The organism is Microtetraspora niveoalba (genome assembly GCF_001570405.1).
In the GTDB taxonomy this organism is placed as follows: Bacteria; Actinomycetota; Actinomycetes; order Streptosporangiales; family Streptosporangiaceae; genus Microtetraspora; species Microtetraspora niveoalba.
Genome location: NZ_BBYM01000049.1, coordinates 22,679 through 41,147, shown reverse-complemented (window position 1 = coordinate 41,147; position 18,469 = coordinate 22,679). Strand labels below are relative to the sequence as shown.

Genomic DNA, 18,469 nt, shown 5'->3' with positions numbered 1-18,469 from the left:
CCGTGCCGCCCGAGATCGCGCTGCCTGAGACCGCACCGCCTGAGACCGCGCCGGCGGGAGCCGGACACGGCCCGGAGACGGCTCCCGACGCGCTCGCCGGGTTCACCGTCGGCGTGACGGCCACCCGCCGCCGCGAGGAGTTCGCCGCGCTGCTCGAACGTCGCGGCGCGCGCGTCGTCCAGGCGCCCGCGATCAGGCTCGTCCCGCTGGCCGAGGACGCCGAGCTGCTGGCGGCGACGCGCGAGTGCCTGGCCGCCCCGATCGACGACGTGGTGGTCACCACGGGCGTGGGCTTCCGCGGCTGGATGGCCGCGGCCGAGGGCTGGGGGGTGTCCGCCGACGTCGTCGCGCGGCTGTCCGGAGCCCGGCTGCTGCCCCGCGGACCCAAGGCGCGCGGAGCCGTCCGGGCCGCGGGGCTGGCCGACCACTGGACTCCGCCCACGGAATCGTGCGAGGAGGTCAAGCAGTACCTTCTCGCCCAGGACCTGCGCGGCCGGCGCGTCGCCGTCCAGCTCCACGGCGAGCCGCTGACCGGCTTCGTGGCCGCGCTGCGGGCGGCCGGGGCGCGGGTGATCGAGGTGCCCGTCTACCGGTGGCTGCCCTACCGCGACCCCTCGCCGCTGCGCCGCCTGATCGCCCAGACGGTCGCCGGGTCCGTGGACGCCGTGGCGTTCACCAGCGCGCCCGCCGTGCTCGCCACGCTCGCCGCGGCCCGCGCCGAGGGAATGGAGGACGCCCTGATCGCGGCGTTCCGCGGCCCCGTGGCCGCCGCCTGCGTGGGAGCGGTCACCGCGGGCCCGCTCACGGAGCGCGGCGTCCCGGTGATCCGGCCCGACCGCGCCCGCCTCGGCGCCCTGGCCCGCGCGCTCGCCCGCCACCTGCCGGAGAACGGCGTGACCCGGCTGGTCGCGGGCGGTCACCGCCTGGAGATCCGGGGCCACGCCGTCGTCGTCGACCGCGAGCTCAAGCCGCTGCCGCCCGCGCCGATGGCGGTGCTCAAACGCCTCGCCGAACGGCCGGGCCACGTCGTCGCGAGAGCCGAGCTACGGCCGGTCCTCCCGGGCGGCCCTTCGCGCGACGCCGCCGAGCACGCCGTCGAGATGGCCGTCACCCGGCTCCGGCGCGGCCTCGGCCCGGCCGGGATCGTGGAGACCGTGGTCAAGCGCGGCTACCGGCTGGCCTGCGACCGGGACGAGCGGTGACGACCCTGGTGCTGGCGGCGCACGGGGCGCGCGACGCCCGCTGGGCCGAGGTCATGGACCGCGTCGCCGCCCGCGTGCGCCTGGCCCGTCCCGGCACGCCGGTCGAGCTCGGTTTCCTGGAGTTGAGCGCGCCGCCGCTGGCCGAGGCGCTCGCCCGCGCACGCGGCCCGGTCGTGGTCGTGCCGCTGCTGCTCACCGGCGGCTACCACGCGTACGTCGACCTGCCCGCCGTGGTCGCCCGCGCCCGGCCGGACGCCGTCGTGGCCGGACACCTCGGCCCGCACCCGCTGCTCGCGTCGGTGCTCGCCCGCAGGCTGGCCTCGGCCGGGCTGCGCCCGTGCGACACGGTCGTCCTGGGCGCGGCCGGCTCCTGCGACCGCGACGCCCTCGCCGACGCGCGCGCCGCCGCCCGCCTGCTCGCCGTACGGCTGTCGCGCCCGGTCACGGCCGCCTTCGTCGCGAGCGGGACGCCCCCGATCGCGGAGGCGCTCGACAGGGCGCGGAGCGGTCCGGCGCCGCGGGTCGCGGTCGCCTCCTACCTGCTCGCGCCCGGCTTCTTCCACGACCGGCTGAAGGAGTGCGGCGCCGACCTCGTCAGCGAGCCGCTGGGCGCCGACGACGACCTCGCCGCGCTGGTGTGGGCGAGGTTCGACGAGGTGGCGGCGACCGCCGCCGGTACGCCGTGCCGCGGCCGGGCTAGGTGTACGGCCGCGGAGCCGGCGGCGGGTCAGCCGTCGGTGCCACGGTCCCTGCGCCGCAGGTAGCGCTCGAACTCGGCCGCGATCGCGTCGCCGCTCGCCTCGGGCAGCTCCGTCGCGTCCTTGCGCTCCTCGAGCTCGCGGACGTACTCGGCGACCTCGGTGTCCTGCGCGGCCAGCTCGTCCACGCCGTGCTCCCACGCCCTGGCCTCCTCGGCCAGGTCGCCGTACGGCATCGGGATGTCGAGCATGTCCTCGATGCGGCGCAGCAGCGCCAGGGTGGCCTTGGGGTTCGGCGGCTGGGCGACGTAGTGCGGCACCGACGCCCACAGCGAGACGGTGCGCAGCCCGGCCGAGCCGAGGGTGTGCTGGAGGACGCCGACGATGCCGGTCGGGCCCTCGTACTTCGTCAGCTCCAGGTTGAGCGCGCGGGCCATGCCGGGGTCGCTCACCGACCCGACGATCGGCACCGGCCGGGTGTGCGGCGAGTCGTTGAGCAGCGCGCCGAGGAGCACCGCGAGCTCCACGCCGAGCTCGTGGCACAGACCCACGATCTCCGAGCAGAACGTGCGCCAGCGCATGTTCGGCTCGATGCCGCGCAGGAGCACCACGTCGCGCCGCGCGCCCGGCGGCCGGGCGAGCAGCAGCCGCGTGGTCGGCCAGGCGATGGACCGGGTCACGCCGTCGTCGCCCATCTCCACCAGCGGCCGGGTCACCTGGAAGTCGTAGTAGTCCTCCGGGTCCAGCTCGACCAGCGGAGTGGCCTTCCACTCCGACTCCAGGTGCGCGAGCACGCCGCTGGACGCCTCGCCCGCGTCGTTCCACCCTTCGAACGCGGCGATCAGCACCGGGTCGACGAGCTCAGGGAGCCCTTCGAGCTCGATCACGCGCCGCCTCCTCACTGGCCCACAGGGATGTGACCTTCCCCCAAGACTATTCGGTGACCGGCCTCCGGCGTCACCCACGCGCCGTTCGATGATCGTCGGCCCGCCGCGGTGGGGAACCGGGCGGGGGCCCGGGTCGTTCCTATTGGCCGACGCGTTCAATAGCGCCGGCGCGCGTCCGGATAGGCTTGGCGCATGACGAGTGGACCGTCCTTCCGCAGAGCCCTGTCCGAGCGCGTGCTGGTGGCAGACGGGGCCATGGGCACCATGCTGCAGTCCTACGACCCCACGCTCGACGACTTCCAGGGGCACGAGGGCTGCAACGACGTCCTCAACGTCAGCAGGCCCGACATCGTCAGGGCCGTCCACGAGGCCTACCTCGCGGTCGGCGTCGACTGTGTCGAGACCAACACCTTCAACGCCAACCACGCGGCGCTGGGCGAGTACGGCATCTCCGACCGCGTCTTCGAGCTGTCCGAGGCCGGGGCCCGCCTCGCCCGCGAGGAGGCCGACCGCTGGTCCACCCCGGACCACCCCCGCTTCGTCCTCGGCTCGATGGGCCCCGGCACCAAGCTCCCCACGCTCGGGCACCTGCCGTACGCCACGCTCCGCGACGCGTACCGCGACAACGCGGCGGGCCTGATCGCCGGCGGCGCCGACGCGCTGATCATCGAGACGTGCCAGGACCTGCTCCAGGTGAAGGCGGCCGTGGTGGGCGCCAAGCGGGCCGTCGAGGCGGCCGGGCGCGACGTGCCGGTCATCGCCCAGGTGACGATCGAGACCAACGGCGCCATGCTGCTCGGCTCGGAGATCGGGGCCGCGCTGACCGCGATCGAGCCGCTCGGCGTCGACGTGATCGGCCTCAACTGCGCGACCGGGCCGACCGAGATGAGCGAGCACCTGCGCTACCTGGCCCGGCACTGCCGTCTGCCGCTGTCGTGCATGCCCAACGCGGGCCTGCCCGAGCTCACCTCCGACGGCGCCTACTACCCGCTCACCCCCGAGGAGCTCGCCGACGCGCACGACGCGTTCACCCGCGACTACGGCCTCGCCCTGGTCGGCGGCTGCTGCGGCACCACGCCCGAGCACCTGCGCCAGGTGGTCGAGCGCATGCGGGGCCGGCGGCGCGAGGCCAGGCGTCCCCGCCCGGAGGCGGGGGCGTCCTCGCTCTACCAGCACGTGCCGTTCCGGCAGGACACCTCGTTCCTCGCCATCGGCGAGCGCACCAACGCCAACGGGTCCAAGGCGTTCCGTGAGGCGATGCTCGCCGGGAACCACGAGGAGTGCGTCGAGATCGCCCGGGCGCAGGCCCGCGACGGCGCCCACCTGCTGGACCTGTGCGTCGACTACGTCGGCCGCGACGGCGTGAACGACATGCGGGAGCTGGCGTTCCGCTTCGCCACCGCCTCCACGCTGCCCATCGTGATCGACTCCACCGAGCCCGCCGTCATCGAGGCCGGCCTGGAGATGCTCGGCGGCCGCGCGGTCGTCAACTCGGTCAACTACGAGGACGGCGACGGCCCCGACTCGCGGTTCACCCGGATCATGCGCGTGGTGAGGGAGCACGGCGCGGCCGTCGTGGCGCTGACCATCGACGAGGAGGGCCAGGCCCGCACCACCGAGAGCAAGGTCAGGATCGCCGACCGGCTGATCGAGGACCTGGTCCACAACTGGGGCATGCGGGTAGAGGACATCATCGTCGACTGCCTCACGTTCCCGATCGCCACCGGCCAGGAGGAGACGAGGCGCGACGGCGTCGAGACGCTGGAGGCGATCCGCGAGCTCAAGCGGCGCCACCCCACCGTGCAGACCACGCTGGGCGTCTCGAACGTGTCGTTCGGCCTGAACCCCGCCGCCCGCATGGTGCTGAACTCGGTCTTCCTCAACGAGTGCGTGAACGCCGGGCTCGACTCGGCGATCGTGCACGCGTCCAAGATCCTTCCGATGGCGCGGATCCCCGACGAGCAGCGCCAGGTCGCGCTCGACATGGTGTACGACCGGCGCCGCGAGGGCTACGACCCGCTGCAGCGGTTCATGGAGCTGTTCGAGGGCGTGGACGCCGCCGCGCTCAAGGCGGGCAAGGCCGCCGAGCTGGCCGGGCTCCCGCTCTGGGAGCGCCTCAAGCGCCGGATCATCGACGGCGAGAAGAAGGGCCTGGAGGCCGACCTGGACGAGGCGCTCGCGCAGCGGCCCGCCCTGGAGATCATCAACGACGTGCTGCTCGACGGCATGAAGACCGTGGGCGACCTGTTCGGCTCCGGCGAGATGCAGCTCCCGTTCGTGCTGCAGTCGGCCGAGGTGATGAAGAACGCCGTCGCCTACCTTGAGCCCCACATGGAGCGTGTGGAGGGCGACGGCAAGGGGCGCATCGTCCTCGCCACGGTCAAGGGCGACGTCCACGACATCGGCAAGAACCTGGTCGACATCATCCTGTCCAACAACGGCTACGAGGTGATCAACCTCGGCATCAAGCAGCCGGTGTCGGCGATCCTCGAGGCCGCCGAGGACAAGAAGGCCGACGTGATCGGCATGTCCGGGCTCCTGGTGAAGTCCACGGTCATCATGAAGGAGAACCTGGAGGAGATGAACTCCAGGGGCATCGCCGAGAAGTACCCCGTGCTCCTCGGCGGCGCCGCGCTCACCCGGGCGTACGTCGAGCAGGACCTGGCCGACCTGTTCGGGGGAGAGGTCCGCTACGCCAGGGACGCCTTCGAGGGCCTGCGGCTGATGGACGCCTTCATGGCGGTCAAGCGCGGCGAGGAGGGCGCCGAACTGCCCGCGCTGCGCGCCCGCAGGGTGAAGACCGGCGCGGTGCTCACCCGCACCCCGGCCGAGGAGCTGCCCTCCAGGTCGGACGTCGCCGCGGACAACGCGGTGCCGCGCGCCCCGTTCTTCGGCGACCGGGTGGTCAAGGGCATCCCGCTCGCGGACTACGCGGCCTTCCTCGACGAGCGGGCCACCTTCATGGGCCAGTGGGGCCTCAAGGCGGCGCGCGGCGGCGACGGGCCGTCGTACGAGGAACTGGTCGAGCTCGAGGGCCGCCCGCGGCTGCGCATGTGGCTGGAGCGGCTGCAGACCGAGGGGCTGCTGGAGGCCGCGGTCGCGTACGGCTACTTCCCGTGCGTCAGCGAGGGCGACGACCTGGTCATCCTCGACGACGCCGGGGGCGAGCGCACCCGCTTCACGTTCCCCCGCCAGCGCCGGGACCGGCACCTGTGCCTGTCCGACTTCTTCAGGTCGCGGGAGTCCGGCGAGGTCGACGTCGTCGCCTTCCAGGTGGTCACGATGGGCAGCCGGATCAGCGAGGCGACCGCCGAGCTGTTCGCCAAGGACTCCTACCGCGACTATCTGGAGCTCCACGGCCTGTCCGTCCAGCTCACCGAGGCGCTCGCCGAGTACTGGCACGCCCGTGTCCGGTCCGAGCTGGGCATCGGCGGCGACGAGACGCTCGCCGACATGCTCAAGGTCAACATCACCGGCTGCCGTTACTCGTTCGGCTACCCGGCCTGCCCGAATCTGGAGGACCAGGTTCAGGTCATGGGGCTGATCGACCCCTCGCGCATCGGCGTGACGCTGTCGGAGGAGTTCCAGCTCCACCCCGAGCAGGCCACGTCCGCGCTGGTGGTCCACCACCCGGAGGCGAAGTACTTCAACGTCTGAGCGTCCCCGCGCGCGGGTGCCGGGCCGTGCCCGTATAGCATGGCTGACCTGCGCATCCGTTGATCGTGTTCTCATGGGGTCCCCCCGGCACGCGGCGACGCGCCTGGATCGACCGGTACGGCGAAGCGGCAAGGGGGAAGCTTGGACGCGGTTCTCTTCGACATGGACGGGTTGCTGGTCGACACCGAGAAGGTGTGGTTCGAGGTGGAGTCCGAGGTGGTGACCCGCCTCGGCGGCACCTGGGGACCCGAGCACCAGGAGCGGCTCGTGGGCGGCTCGTGGGAGCGCAGCATCGCGTACATGCTCGCGGTGACCGAGGCCGACGTGGCGCCGTCCGTCGTCGGCGAGTGGCTGCTCGACGGCATGGAGCGGCGGCTCGCCGACGGCGTGGAGACCATGCCGGGGGCGCTCGAGCTGCTCCGCGCGGTCGCCGACGAGGGGGTGCCCATCGCGCTGGTCACCTCGTCGCTGCGGGTGATCGCCGACGCGGTGCTGAAATCCGTCGGCCGCGAGCACTTCGACATCATCGTCACCGCGGACGACGTCACCTGGACCAAGCCGCACCCCGAGCCGTACCTCACCGCGACGGGCCTGCTGTCCGTCGAGCCGGGGCGCTGCGCGGTGCTGGAGGACTCGCCGAACGGCGTGGCCTCCGCGTCGGCGGCCGGATGCCGCGTGGTCGCCGTGCCCAGCCTGCTGGCGATCGACCCCGCACCGGGGCGGGTCGTCGTGCCGTCGCTGCGCCACGTGGACGTCGCGCTCCTGCGCGGTCTCTTCGCCTGACCGCGCCCTCCCGTACGGCCGCGGCCCTGCTCCTCGCTGACGTCCCGCCCGGTCGCGCCGGCGGCTCCCCGTGGACGTCCCCGACCCGTTCCCGCGCGCATTTCAGGGAGATCTCAGGGTGCTCCGGTGATCTCGGGGCGCTCGCCCCGGGGCTGCGCGTGTCAGGATGGAACGAACGCCGTAAGAGGAGCATGTCATGTCGTTCACCGATATCGCCTGGACGCCGCTGTGCGTGGGAGTCACCGCCGTGGGGCTCGTGCTGAGCTACCTGGCGTTCCGCCGCCGGGGGCTCGCCGCCGGGCTGCGCGCCACGGCGTGGTCGCTGCTGCCGCTCGCCGCGCTGCTGACCGGGATCCTGGCGACGCTGTGGAACGTGGTCTCCACGGTCGTGTCCTTCGTGACCGGCCTGGTGTTGTCGCCGGCGGTGTGGGCGGGCGTCGTCCTGGCCGGCCTGTCCGTCCTTCTCTTCGTCGTCTCCGGCGCGCTGCGCGGCCGCGCCATCGCGCGGGGCCGGGGGAGCGCCGACGCCGCCGAGGCCGCCGCGCCGACGCCCACCGGCACCCCGGCCGCCTCCGCCGGCAAGGCCAAGCCGGTCGAGCGTCCCGCCAAGCCCGCCCCCGCGGACGACTTCTCCGACATCGAGGACATCCTGAAGCGGCGCGGCATCAGCTGAACCGGGTCCCCGCGCGGCGCTCCGCGCGGGGCCTGAGGCGCGTCGCCGCGAGCCGTCCGGACGAGGGCGGCTCGCGAAATCTCGGATGGTGGGAATGTCACGGTTCCGAGACGCAACCGGAACCGACCTTGGACATTCCTTCCAAGATCAGTACGAATGAGTTTCGCGTCAATCACAGTTGGGCTACATAGCCCCCCTTTGGGCTTGTTTACGCAGTTCAGAACGTAGATCCTCCCTTCTGGGACCCGGGCCTGCCGGGACCACACGAGAACGTCTGGAACCCAGGGGGCCGACACGCATGGCCGTGGGAAGCAAGGTCGCCGACACGCGTAACCCGCGCGTGCGGGCGCGGCGGGAACCCGCGAGCGAGCGCGACGCGCGTTCGCCTATCGAGAGCGTGGAGGCGCGGTGACCGCCCCGATCGATCCGCCCTCCGCGACCGTCGTGGAGGAGCGGCCGCAGGCCGGGCCCGGCGGGACGCCGGGCACGAGCATCCAGGGGCGCTCACTCGGCCAGATCGCCTGGATGCGGTTGAAGCGCGACAAGGTCGCCATGGGCGGCGCCATCGTCGTCATCCTCCTCATCCTGATCGCGATCTTCGCGCCGGTGCTCGTCGGCTGGTTCGGCCACCCACCGAACGAGTTCCACCAGGAGATGATCGACCCGGCCACCCAGACGCCCAAGGGCGGCAGCGGCATCGGCTGGGACTTCCTCTTCGGTGTCGAGCCTCTCAACGGCCGCGACCTCTTCAGCCGCGTGGTGTACGGCGCGCGGATCTCGCTGCTCATCGCGTTCTTCGCCACGCTGCTCTCAGTGGTGATCGGGACGGTCATGGGCATCGTCGCCGGGTACTTCGGCGGCTGGGTCGACACGCTCATCAGCCGGGTGATGGACGTCTTCCTCGCCTTCCCGCTGCTCGTCTTCTCCCTCGCCCTCATCGGCGTCCTGGCCCAGTTCGAGACCTCGCTGGCGGTGAAGGGCGACACGCTCCGGATCCTGCTGCTGATCTTCGTGATCGGGTTCTTCAACTGGCCGTACATCGGGCGCATCATCCGAGGGCAGACGCTGTCGCTGCGCGAGCGCGAGTTCGTGGACGCGGCGCGCAGCCTGGGCGCGCGCGGGCCGTACATCCTGTTCCGCGAGATCCTGCCGAACCTGATCGCGCCGATCCTCATCTACGCGACGCTGCTGATCCCGACCAACGTGCTGTTCGAGGCCGCGCTCTCGTTCCTGGGCGTCGGCATCCCCGCGCCGACGGCGACCTGGGGCGGCATGCTCTCGGACGCGGTGAAGTACTACACCGTCCCGCACTTCATGTTCTTCCCGGGCATGGCGATCTTCATCACCGTGCTCGCCTTCAACCTCTTCGGGGACGGGCTGCGCGACGCCCTGGACCCCAAGTCGTCCCGCTGAACCCTCATTACATCCCCGTTATCCCTACCAGCAAGGGGTGCTAGTAAATGACGAAGAAATCGGCCGCGGCGATCGTGGCCGCCGGTGCCGCTCTCGCCCTGGGCCTGTCGGCCTGCGGTGGCGGCGGCGCCGACACCAAGAAGACCGAGGGCGGCTCGTCCGGCGCCTCCGCCGCGAAGGACGTGCCGAACGCGGCTCTGGAGGCGGTGTTCAACCCTTCGGACAAGAAGGGCGGCACGCTGAAGATGGCCGTCTCCGAGGACTGGGACTCCGTCGACCCCGGTGACACGTACTACGCCATGTCCTGGAACCTCCTGCGGATCTACGGCCGCCCGCTCGTGACCTTCAAGCCCGACGCGGGCGCCAAGGGCCGCGAGCTGGTCCCCGACCTCGCCGAGAGCCTGGGCACCCCGAGCGACGGCGGCAAGACGTGGACCTACAAGCTCCGCGCCGGCGTCAAGTTCGAGGACGGCACGCCGATCACGTCCAAGGACGTGAAGTACGCGGTGCTGCGGTCGATGGACAAGGACACCCTGGTCAACGGCCCCACGTACTTCAACGACTGGCTGGACCTGCCGAAGGACTTCAAGAGCGTCTACAAGACGCCGGACGTCAACACCGACCAGGCCATCGAGACGCCGGACGACCAGACGATCGTCTTCCACCTGAACCGCGCCTACGGCGGCTTCGACTACTTCGCCGCGCTGCCCGGCACGGTCCCGGTCCCGAAGGCCAAGGACACCGGCGTGAAGTACCGCGACCACGTGGTCGCCTCCGGGCCGTACATGTTCGAGAAGGTCGAGGCGGGCAAGCAGTACACCCTGGTCCGCAACCCGAACTGGGACCCGGCGACCGACCCGATCCGCAAGGCGCTCCCGGACCGGTACGAGATCTCCCTCAACGTCAACGCGGACGACCTCGACAACCGGATCCTCGCCGGCGACCTGCACATCGACCTCGCCGGCTCCGGCGTCCAGCCGGCCGCGCTCAGCCGTGTGCTGTCCGACCCGGCGATCAAGGCCAGGACCGACAACCCGACCCAGGCGCGCACCTGGTACACCTCGATCATCGGCGACGTCCCGCCGCTGGACAACATCGAGTGCCGCAAGGCCGTCATCTACGGCGCGGACCGGGTCGGCCTGCAGAACGCCTACGGCGGCGAGTTCGCCGGCGGCGACATCGCCTCCAGCCTGATGCCGCCGTCGATCGGCGGGTGGAAGAAGCTCGACCTCTACCCGACCGGCACCGGCGACGTGGAGAAGGCCAAGGCGGCGCTCGCGGCCTGCGGCCACCCCGACGGCTTCGAGACGAACATGTCGTACCGCGCCGACCGTCCGAAGGAGAAGGCCACCGCCGAGTCGCTGCAGCAGGCGCTCGCCAAGGTCGGCATCAAGCTGACCCTCAAGGGCTACCCGACCAGCGACTACTACTCGCTGTACGCCGGCAAGCCGGAGTTCGTGAAGAAGAACAAGATCGGCCTTGCCACCAACGGCTGGGGCGCCGACTGGAACGACGGCTTCGGCTTCATGTCCCAGATCACCGACAGCCGCACGATCCGCGCCTCGGGCAACTACAACCTCAGCGTGAAGAGCCCCGAGGTCGACGCGCTGATCGACAAGGCGTACGTCGAGACGGACGTCGCCAAGCGTGACGCCCTGTGGGGCGAGGTGGACCAGAAGGTCATGGAGAACGCCTTCGTCCTCCCGGGCGTCTACTCGAAGGCCGTCCTCGTGCGCGGCGCCGGCATGACCAACGCGGCGGTCAGCGGCGCCTGGGACATGTACGACTACCTCAACCTGGGCGTCTCGTAACCGTCCGGCATATCCGTCCGTTCCAGTAAGCCAGGGCGGAAGGGGGCCGGCCCGCGCGGCCGGCCCCCGGAGCCGGGGGGACTGTGGTCACATACATCATCAAGCGCCTCATCGGCGCCCTGATCATGCTCGCGGTGGTGAGCATGGTCACCTTCGCGATCTTCTTCGTCGTCCCCCGCGCGGCCGGGGCCACGGCCGACGACTTCGCGGCCCGGTACGTCGGGAAGTCGGCGACGGAGGAGACGGTCGGCAACCTCGCCGACCGGCTGGGATTCAACGACCCCGTGATCGTCCAGTACGGCCGCTGGGTCAAGGGGATCGTCGCCGGAGCGGAGTACGATACGGGCGCCGGCGTGGAACAATGCCCCGCCCCCTGCTTCGGCTACTCCTTCATCAGCCACCAGCCGGTCTGGCACGACCTGCTCGACCGCCTTCCGGTGACCGTGTCCCTGGCGTCCGGGGCCGCGGTGATCTGGGTGCTGGCCGGCGTCGCCACCGGTGTGCTGTCGGCGCTGCGCAAGGGCAGCGTCTTCGACCGCGCCGCCATGGGCGTCGCGCTCGCCGGCGTCTCGTTGCCGGTCTTCTTCACGGGTATCGTCTCGCTGGTCGTCTTCAGCTACGGCCTCGGCATCACCGCGCCCGGCGGGAGCTACACGCCGATCACCGAGAACCCCGTGGACTGGGCGTACAACATGATCCTTCCCTGGATCACGCTGGCGTTCCTGTACGCGGCCTCGTACGCGCGGCTCACCCGGGCCGGAATGCTGGAGACCATGGGCGAGGACTACATCCGCACCGCGCGGGCGAAGGGCCTGCCCGAGCGCACCGTGATCGCCAAGCACGGGCTGCGCGGCGCGCTGACCCCGATCGTGACGATCTTCGGTCTCGACTTCGGCCTGCTGCTCGGCGGCGCGGTGCTCACCGAGAGCACCTTCTCCCTGAACGGCGTGGGCAAGTACGCGATCACCGCGATCCTGAAGAACGACCTGCCGCAAATCATGGGCGTGACGATGCTCACCGCGTTCTTCGTCGTCGTGGCGAACCTGGTCGTCGACCTGCTGTACGCGGTGGTCGACCCGAGGGTGAGGCTGACGTGACCTTCCTTGAACTGAAGGATCTGCGGATCCACTTCCCGAGCGACGACGGCCTGGTCAGGTCCGTGGACGGGCTCTCGTTCCGGCTGGAGCGGGGCAAGACCCTCGGCATCGTGGGCGAGTCCGGCTCGGGCAAGAGCGTCACCAGCCTCGGCATCCTCGGCCTGCACAAGGGCGGCCGTGCCAAGATCTCCGGCGAGATCTGGCTGGACGGCGAGGAGCTCGTCAGCGCGAGCGCCGAACACGTGCGCACCCTGCGCGGCAAGAAGATGGCGATGATCTTCCAGGATCCGCTGTCGGCGATGCACCCCTTCTACACGGTGGGCGCGCAGATCGTCGAGGCGTACCGGATCCACCACGACGTGAGCAAGAAGGTCGCGCGCAAGCACGCGATCGAGATGCTCGACCGGGTCGGCATCCCGCAGCCCGACCGGCGGGTGGACAGCTACCCCCACGAGTTCTCCGGGGGCATGCGGCAGCGCGCCATGATCGCCATGGCGCTGAGCTGCGACCCCGAGCTGCTCATCGCCGACGAGCCGACGACCGCCCTCGACGTGACCGTGCAGGCGCAGATCCTCGACCTCATGCGCGACCTGCAGCGCGACTTCAACGCCGCGCTGATCATCATCACCCACGACCTGGGCGTGGTCGCCGAGCTGTCCGACGACATCCTCGTGATGTACGCCGGCAAGGCCATCGAGTACGGCACGTCCGAGGACATCTTCGAGCGGCCGGAGCACCCGTACACCTGGGGGCTCCTCGGCTCGATGCCCCGCCTGGACCGGGAGCGCACCGAGCGGCTGATGCCGATCAAGGGCTCCCCGCCCTCCCTGATCAACGTGCCGCCGGGCTGCGCCTTCAACCCGCGCTGCGTGTACGGCGACCGCACCGGCGGCAGGTCCACCACCGAGGTGCCCGAGCTCCTGGAGAGCGAGGGCGGCCACCTGGTCCGCTGCCACCTGTCCCGCGACGAGCGGCGAACCGTCTGGGAGAACGAGATCAAGCCCAACCTGGAGGCGTCATGACGGAGCCTCTGCTGAGCGTGCAGGACCTGCAGAAGCACTTCCCGGTCACCAAGGGGCTGCTCAAGCGGCAGGTGGGCGCGGTCAAGGCCGTGGACGGCGTCAGCTTCGACGTCGTCAAGGGCGAGACCCTCGGCCTCGTGGGAGAGTCGGGCTGCGGCAAGACGACCACCGGACGGCTGATCACGCGGCTGATCGAGCCGACCGGCGGGAAGGTCGTCTTCGACGGGCACGACGTCACCCACATGTCGCAGGGGCGGTTGCGGCCGCTCCGCCGCGACGTCCAGATGATCTTCCAGGACCCCTACAGCTCGCTCAACCCCCGGCACACGGTCGGCGCCATCGTCGGCGCGCCGTTCCGGATCCAGGGGATCGAGACCGAGCAGGGCACCAAGAAGGCGGTCCAGGAGATCCTGGAGCTGGTCGGGCTCAACCCGGAGCACTACAACCGGTACCCGCACGAGTTCTCCGGCGGCCAGCGCCAGCGCATCGGCATCGCCCGTACGCTCGCGCTCAAGCCCAAGCTGATCATCGCCGACGAGCCGGTGTCCGCGCTCGACGTGTCGATCCAGGCGCAGGTGGTCAACCTGCTGGAGGACCTGCAGAACGAGCTCGACCTCACCTACGTGGTGATCGCGCACGACCTGTCGGTGGTCCGGCACATCAGCGACCGGGTCGCGGTCATGTACCTCGGCAAGATCGTCGAGCTGGCCGACCGCAAGAGCCTGTACGAGTCGCCGATGCACCCGTACACGAACGCGCTCCTGTCGGCGGTGCCGATCCCGGACCCGAAGCGGCGCAAGGAACGCGACCGCATCCGGCTGCTGGGCGACGTGCCCTCGCCGCTCAACCCGCCGCCCGCCTGCCGCTTCCACACCCGCTGCTGGAAGGCGCAGGAGATCTGCTCCCAGGTCGAGCCGCCGCTGCTCGCGCTCGCGGGCGGCCACCAGGTGGCCTGCCACTTCCCGGAGAACGCGCCCGCGTCCGGGGACGCGGCCGCCGCCACGAAGGCGTCCGGCGACGCGGCGCCAGGGGAGGGCACGGAGGAGAAGACGGAAGCGGCGTCGTGACCCGCGGTCACGCCGGGCGGCCCGTCAGGAGCGGGCCCCCGGCGTGATCAGCCCGGTCTCGTACGCGAGCACCACCGCCTGCACCCGGTCGCGCAGGGAGAGCTTGGTCAGCACGTTCCCGACGTGCGTCTTCACCGTGGTCTCGCTGACCACCAGCTTCGCCGCGATCTCGGCGTTGGACATGCCCTTGGCGATGAGCTGGAGCACCTCCAGCTCGCGCTCGGTCAGCCGGTCGAGCCGGGCCGGGACCGCGCGCTCGTGCGCCGAGGGCAGCCGGGTGGCGAACCGGTCGAGCAGCCGCCGCGTGATGCTCGGCGCCACGATCGCGTCGCCTCCCGCCACCACCCGGATCGCCTGCACGAGGTCGTCGGGCGGCACGTCCTTCAGCAGGAAACCGCTCGCCCCGGCGCGGAGCGCCTCCACGATGTACTCGTCCAGGTCGAAGGTGGTCAGCACCAGGACCTTGGGCACGTGCGCGCTGGCCGCCGCCTCGCGCACGATGCGCCGGGTCGCCTCGATGCCGTCCATGCCCGGCATGCGGATGTCCATGAGGACGACGTCGGGCAGCAGCGCCCTCGACTGCTCCATCGCCGTCGCGCCGTCGCCCGCCTCGCCGACGACGGTGACGTCCTGCTCGGCCTCAAGGATGAAGCGGAATCCGGTACGCAAAAGCGGCTGGTCGTCCACCAGCAGCACTCTGATGGGCATCATCTGTCCTTGAGGGGGAAACGGGCGCTGACCTCGAACCCGCCCCCGTCACGGGGGCCGATCCGCAGGACTCCACCATAAAGGGCGACCCGCTCCTTGATGCCCACGAGACCGTGGCCGGTCCGTCCGGGAAGCTCGGGCTCAGGCGCCGGGCCGCGCCCGTCGTCCTCCACGTGGACCAGCAACTCGCCGCTCTCCCGCCGTACGGTCACCCACGCCCTGGCGGCCGGGCCCGCGTGCCTGAGGCTGTTCGTGAGCGCCTCCTGGATGAGGCGGTAGGCCGCGAGGTCCACGCCGGGCGGGAGCACCGGGCGGTCCCCGCCGGCGCCGTCCTCGACGCTGAGCTGGGTGCGCAGGCCGGCCTCGCGCATCTGGTCGACCAGCGTGGGCACGTCCTGCATGCCGGGCTGCGGCCCCCGCTCCGCCGGGCCGTCCGTGCGCAGCACACCCACGATGCTGCGCATCTCGGCCATCGCCGTGCGCCCCATCTCCTCGATCGCGCTCAGCGCGTCCCGCGCCACGTCCGGCTTGACCGACAACATCTTGCGCGCGGCCGCCGCCTGGACCGTCATCACGCTCACGTGGTGCGCCACGACGTCGTGCAGCTCACGGGCGATCCGGGAGCGCTCCTCGGCCCTGGCGGCCCTGGTGTCGGCCTCCCGCGCCCGCTCCAGCCGGTCGGTGCGGTCCACCAGCTCGGCCAGGTAGGCCCGGCGCAGCCGGACGCTGCGCCCGCCGGTCCAGCACAGCATGGTGAGCACCACCACGATGGTGTGGTCCGTCCAGGAGAGCGGCTGGTCGCCCAGCAGGGCGCCCACGGCGTACGCGAGGCCGGTGACGGCGAGGGCGACCAGGCTGATCGCGAGGCCGCGGTGCGCGGCGGCGGAGTAGAGGAGGATCAGCGCCGCGACGCCCGCCAGGCCGGGGTTCTGGTCGAGCGCCTGGAGGGCGACCTCGGGCACCGCGACGAACGCCAGGGCGGCCAGCGGGCAGCGGCGGCGCAGCGCGACCGGAAGCGTGCACAGCGCGGCCAGCACGAGGCCGAGCGCCTCCGGGCCGCGCGTACCGACCGACGGGACGCCCCGCCAGCGCGCCGCCAGATCGGCGTCCACCAGCAGGATGAGCGCGAGCGACGCCGCCGTGAGGACCGCCGCGACAGCGGAGTCGGTGATCAGACGGTGGGATCGGGTCCGGGATCTCGCACTGCCGGAGGTGGGGCGCACGCCTCCAATTTACGGACGCGTTCCGCGAGCCCGACCCTGCCCCGGGCGGATATCCGGCTCGTCCGAACGGATGAGCCACCCCCCGGCGGCGTCACAGCTCGTCGGTGGCCGCCCGGTGACTGCTCCTGCGCGAGCTCAGCCCCGGCTCGCGGTCGGGGACGGGCGGGGGAGTGCCGCCGAACTCGGGGCACAGCGCCTGGTGGTCGCACCAGTCGCACAGCCGCGAGCGCCTGGCCCGCCACTCGCGCGACCGCAGCGAGCGCTCGATCGCCTCCCAGAGCGCCTGGACCTTGCGCTCGGTGGCGCGCAGGTCGGCCTCGTCGGGCACGTACCGGATGATCTCGCCGTTCCCGAGGTACATGAGCTGGAGCATCCGCGGCACCGTGCCGTGAAGCCGCCACAACGCCAGTGCGTAGAACCGCATCTGGAACAGCGCCTTGGCCTCGAACTCGGGCCCCGGCGCGCTGCCCGTCTTGTAGTCGACGACCCGCACCTCGCCGGTGGGCGCCACGTCGAGCCGGTCGATGTAGCCGCGCAGCAGCAGCCCGCTCTCCAGCACCGCCTCGACGTACATCTCCCGCTCGGCCGGCTCCAGGCGGCGCGGATCCTCCAGTGTGAAGTAGCGCTCGACCATCCCCCTGGCCTCGGTGAGCCAGCGGTCCCGCTCGGCGTCGTCGGCGAACAGCCCGCCGTACTCCGGGGCCTCCTCCAGCAGCCGGCGCCACTGCGGCTCCAGCAGGTCCTGCGCCGCCGCCACGGTGCGCGCCTGCGCGGGCAGGTCGTACAGGCGCTCCAGGACGGCGTGGACCAGCGTGCCGCGGACCGCGGCGGGGGAGGGCCGCTCGGGCAACTGGTCGATCACCCTGAACCTGTAGAGCAGCGGGCAGGTCATGAAATCGCCGGCACGGGAAGGGGAAAGGGCGCCGATGATCGCGCGCTCTTCGGTGAGGGCCATGTCCCGCACTGTAGGCCACCGAGCCGACAGAAACCCTCCCGGCGCCGGAGAGGCCCGTTCGGCTCGGCCTGCGCCCACTCCGCGGCGCGTACCATCAAGGCCAAGGAGGGAAGACGACCACCATGAGTACCCCTGTGAATGGCTCCCCCGGACTGCGGATGGGACGGCCGTTCGGCATCCCGGTCTACGTCTCGCCGACCTGGCTCCTCGTGGCCGCCTTCATCACCTGGTCCGCCGAGCCGTGGTTCGCGGCCTACCTCCCGGGGTACGGCAGGCCCGGCACGTACGGGGTGGCGCTGATCTTCGCGGTGCTCCTCTACCTCTCGGTGCTCGCGCACGAGCTGGCCCACTGCGTGGTGGCCAAGCACTACGGCTACCCGGTGCGCAGGATCGTCCTTTACATGCTCGGCGGCGTCTCCGAGATCGAGCGCGAGCCGGACACCCCCGGCCGGGAGTTCTTCGTCGCGGTGGCGGGCCCGGCGCTCTCGCTCGGCCTCGGCGGCGTGGGCTACCTGCTGCTCACCTACGTCATGCCGGCCGAGGGCCTGCTGTACGTGCTCGTCTTCCAGCTCACCGGGGCCAACCTGATCGTCGGGATCTTCAACCTGGTGCCCGGCCTCCCGCTCGACGGCGGCCGGATCCTGCGCGCCGGTGTGTGGAAGTTCACCAAGAGCCCCGGCAGCGGCACCATCGCCGCCGCCTGGGTCGGCCGCGGCCTCGCCGTCGTCATGATCGCCTGGCCGATCCTCACGTCCGTCATGACCGGTCAGGAGATCGACATCCCCCTGATGGTCTGGGCGGTGATCCTGGCCTCGTTCATCTGGATGGGCGCCACCCAGTCGCTGCGGGTGGCGCGGGTGCGGGCCCGCCTGCCCCACCTCCGCGCCCGGACGCTCGCCCGCCGGGCGGTGCCGGTGACCGCCGAGGTCCCGCTGTCCGAGGCGCTGCGCCGGGCGAGGGACGCGGGCGCCGGGGCGATGGTCGTGGTCGACCACGAGAGCCGGCCGGTCGCCATCGTCAACGAGGCCGCGGTGAACGCCACGCCCGAGCACCGCAGGCCGTGGGTGAACGTCGGATCCCTCGCCCGCACCCTCGAGCCGTCGCTGGTGCTGGGCGCCGACCTGGAGGGCGAGCCGCTGCTCGACGCCATGCGCGGCACCCCGTCCGGCGAGTACCTCCTCGTCGAGCGCGGCGGCGAGATCTACGGGGTGCTCGTCACCGCCGACGTGAACCGGGTGTTCTCCGGCGTCTGACGACGGGAGGCCGGTGTGAC

Annotated in this window: 15 protein-coding genes; 11 read left to right on the top strand and 4 right to left on the bottom strand. The window is 71.7% G+C overall.

Going from position 1 to position 18,469, the window contains the following annotated elements:
• Positions 1 to 20 precede the first annotated feature (20 nt).
• Together AWQ70_RS34310 and AWQ70_RS34305 are read left to right on the top strand one after the other, a co-directional pair.
• Positions 21 to 1,202 (top strand): uroporphyrinogen-III synthase, encoded by a 1,182-nt coding sequence (locus tag AWQ70_RS34310; protein WP_067185878.1) that lies wholly within the window; start codon positions 21 to 23, stop codon positions 1,200 to 1,202.
• Positions 1,199 to 1,966: a sirohydrochlorin chelatase gene (locus AWQ70_RS34305; RefSeq protein WP_084518119.1), complete on the top strand. Its 768-nt coding sequence runs from the start codon at positions 1,199 to 1,201 to the stop codon at positions 1,964 to 1,966. Before AWQ70_RS34310 ends, AWQ70_RS34305 begins: the two co-directional genes overlap by 4 nt.
• On the opposite strand, the gene AWQ70_RS34300 is transcribed toward AWQ70_RS34305, so the two are convergent.
• Positions 1,930 to 2,787 (bottom strand): PAC2 family protein, encoded by an 858-nt coding sequence (locus AWQ70_RS34300; protein ID WP_067185863.1) that lies wholly within the window; start codon positions 2,785 to 2,787, stop codon positions 1,930 to 1,932. The two genes, AWQ70_RS34305 and AWQ70_RS34300, sit on opposite strands and share 37 nt — an antisense overlap.
• 192 nt (positions 2,788 to 2,979) lie before the next feature.
• On the opposite strand from AWQ70_RS34300, the gene metH reads away from it, so the two are divergent.
• The 8 genes from metH (at position 2,980) to AWQ70_RS34260 (ending at position 14,310) form a co-directional block, all read left to right on the top strand.
• Positions 2,980 to 6,444, top strand: a complete 3,465-nt coding sequence (gene metH / locus AWQ70_RS34295) for a methionine synthase (RefSeq protein WP_067185861.1) — start codon at positions 2,980 to 2,982, stop codon at positions 6,442 to 6,444.
• A gap of 141 nt (positions 6,445 to 6,585) precedes the next feature.
• Entirely contained in the window at positions 6,586 to 7,227 is a 642-nt protein-coding gene (locus AWQ70_RS34290) for an HAD family hydrolase (protein ID WP_067185859.1), read from the top strand.
• Between the two features lie 196 nt (positions 7,228 to 7,423).
• On the top strand, positions 7,424 to 7,900 hold the full coding sequence (locus AWQ70_RS34285) for a cellulose synthase (RefSeq protein WP_067185857.1): 477 nt from the start codon (positions 7,424 to 7,426) through the stop codon (positions 7,898 to 7,900).
• A gap of 408 nt (positions 7,901 to 8,308) precedes the next feature.
• Positions 8,309 to 9,313, top strand: a complete 1,005-nt coding sequence (locus AWQ70_RS34280; RefSeq protein WP_067185854.1) for an ABC transporter permease — start codon at positions 8,309 to 8,311, stop codon at positions 9,311 to 9,313.
• A 47-nt stretch (positions 9,314 to 9,360) separates the two neighbouring features.
• Positions 9,361 to 11,124, top strand: a complete 1,764-nt coding sequence (locus tag AWQ70_RS34275) for an ABC transporter substrate-binding protein (protein ID WP_067185852.1) — start codon at positions 9,361 to 9,363, stop codon at positions 11,122 to 11,124.
• An 83-nt stretch (positions 11,125 to 11,207) separates the two neighbouring features.
• Complete coding sequence (locus AWQ70_RS34270) at positions 11,208 to 12,221, top strand: ABC transporter permease (protein WP_067185850.1); 1,014 nt, start codon at positions 11,208 to 11,210, stop codon at positions 12,219 to 12,221.
• Positions 12,218 to 13,243 (top strand): ABC transporter ATP-binding protein, encoded by a 1,026-nt coding sequence (locus AWQ70_RS34265; protein WP_067185848.1) that lies wholly within the window; start codon positions 12,218 to 12,220, stop codon positions 13,241 to 13,243. The genes AWQ70_RS34270 and AWQ70_RS34265 overlap by 4 nt, the downstream gene beginning before the upstream one ends.
• Positions 13,240 to 14,310, top strand: a complete 1,071-nt coding sequence (locus AWQ70_RS34260) for an ABC transporter ATP-binding protein (protein ID WP_067185845.1) — start codon at positions 13,240 to 13,242, stop codon at positions 14,308 to 14,310. The genes AWQ70_RS34265 and AWQ70_RS34260 overlap by 4 nt, the downstream gene beginning before the upstream one ends.
• Before the next feature lie 24 nt (positions 14,311 to 14,334).
• Here AWQ70_RS34260 and AWQ70_RS34255 read toward each other — a convergent pair whose 3' ends face one another.
• The 3 genes from AWQ70_RS34255 to AWQ70_RS34245 all read right to left on the bottom strand — a co-directional run bounded on the left by AWQ70_RS34255 (position 14,335) and on the right by AWQ70_RS34245 (position 17,196).
• Positions 14,335 to 15,018 (bottom strand): response regulator, encoded by a 684-nt coding sequence (locus AWQ70_RS34255; RefSeq protein WP_067185843.1) that lies wholly within the window; start codon positions 15,016 to 15,018, stop codon positions 14,335 to 14,337.
• Entirely contained in the window at positions 15,018 to 16,241 is a 1,224-nt protein-coding gene (locus tag AWQ70_RS34250; protein ID WP_067185841.1) for a sensor histidine kinase, read from the bottom strand. The genes AWQ70_RS34255 and AWQ70_RS34250 overlap by 1 nt, the downstream gene beginning before the upstream one ends.
• A 91-nt stretch (positions 16,242 to 16,332) precedes the next feature.
• Entirely contained in the window at positions 16,333 to 17,196 is an 864-nt protein-coding gene (locus AWQ70_RS34245; protein ID WP_067185840.1) for a RecB family exonuclease, read from the bottom strand.
• 122 nt (positions 17,197 to 17,318) lie between these two features.
• Here AWQ70_RS34245 and AWQ70_RS34240 point away from each other — a divergent pair, with 122 nt between their 5' ends.
• The gene (locus AWQ70_RS34240) at positions 17,319 to 18,449 is read left to right on the top strand and encodes a site-2 protease family protein (protein WP_067185837.1); all 1,131 of its coding nucleotides are present in this window, start codon (positions 17,319 to 17,321) and stop codon (positions 18,447 to 18,449) included.
• The last annotated feature ends 20 nt before the right edge of the window (positions 18,450 to 18,469 follow it).

Coding starts and splice junctions, on each gene's coding strand:
- AWQ70_RS34255 (WP_067185843.1), bottom strand. CDS start 15,018: ATGCCCATCAGAGTGCTGCTGGTGGACGACCAGCCGCTTTTGCGTACC.
- AWQ70_RS34245 (WP_067185840.1), bottom strand. CDS start 17,196: ATGGCCCTCACCGAAGAGCGCGCGATCATCGGCGCCCTTTCCCCTTCC.
- metH (WP_067185861.1), top strand. CDS start 2,980: ATGACGAGTGGACCGTCCTTCCGCAGAGCCCTGTCCGAGCGCGTGCTG.
- AWQ70_RS34275 (WP_067185852.1), top strand. CDS start 9,361: ATGACGAAGAAATCGGCCGCGGCGATCGTGGCCGCCGGTGCCGCTCTC.
- AWQ70_RS34240 (WP_067185837.1), top strand. CDS start 17,319: ATGAGTACCCCTGTGAATGGCTCCCCCGGACTGCGGATGGGACGGCCG.
- AWQ70_RS34285 (WP_067185857.1), top strand. CDS start 7,424: ATGTCGTTCACCGATATCGCCTGGACGCCGCTGTGCGTGGGAGTCACC.
- AWQ70_RS34260 (WP_067185845.1), top strand. CDS start 13,240: ATGACGGAGCCTCTGCTGAGCGTGCAGGACCTGCAGAAGCACTTCCCG.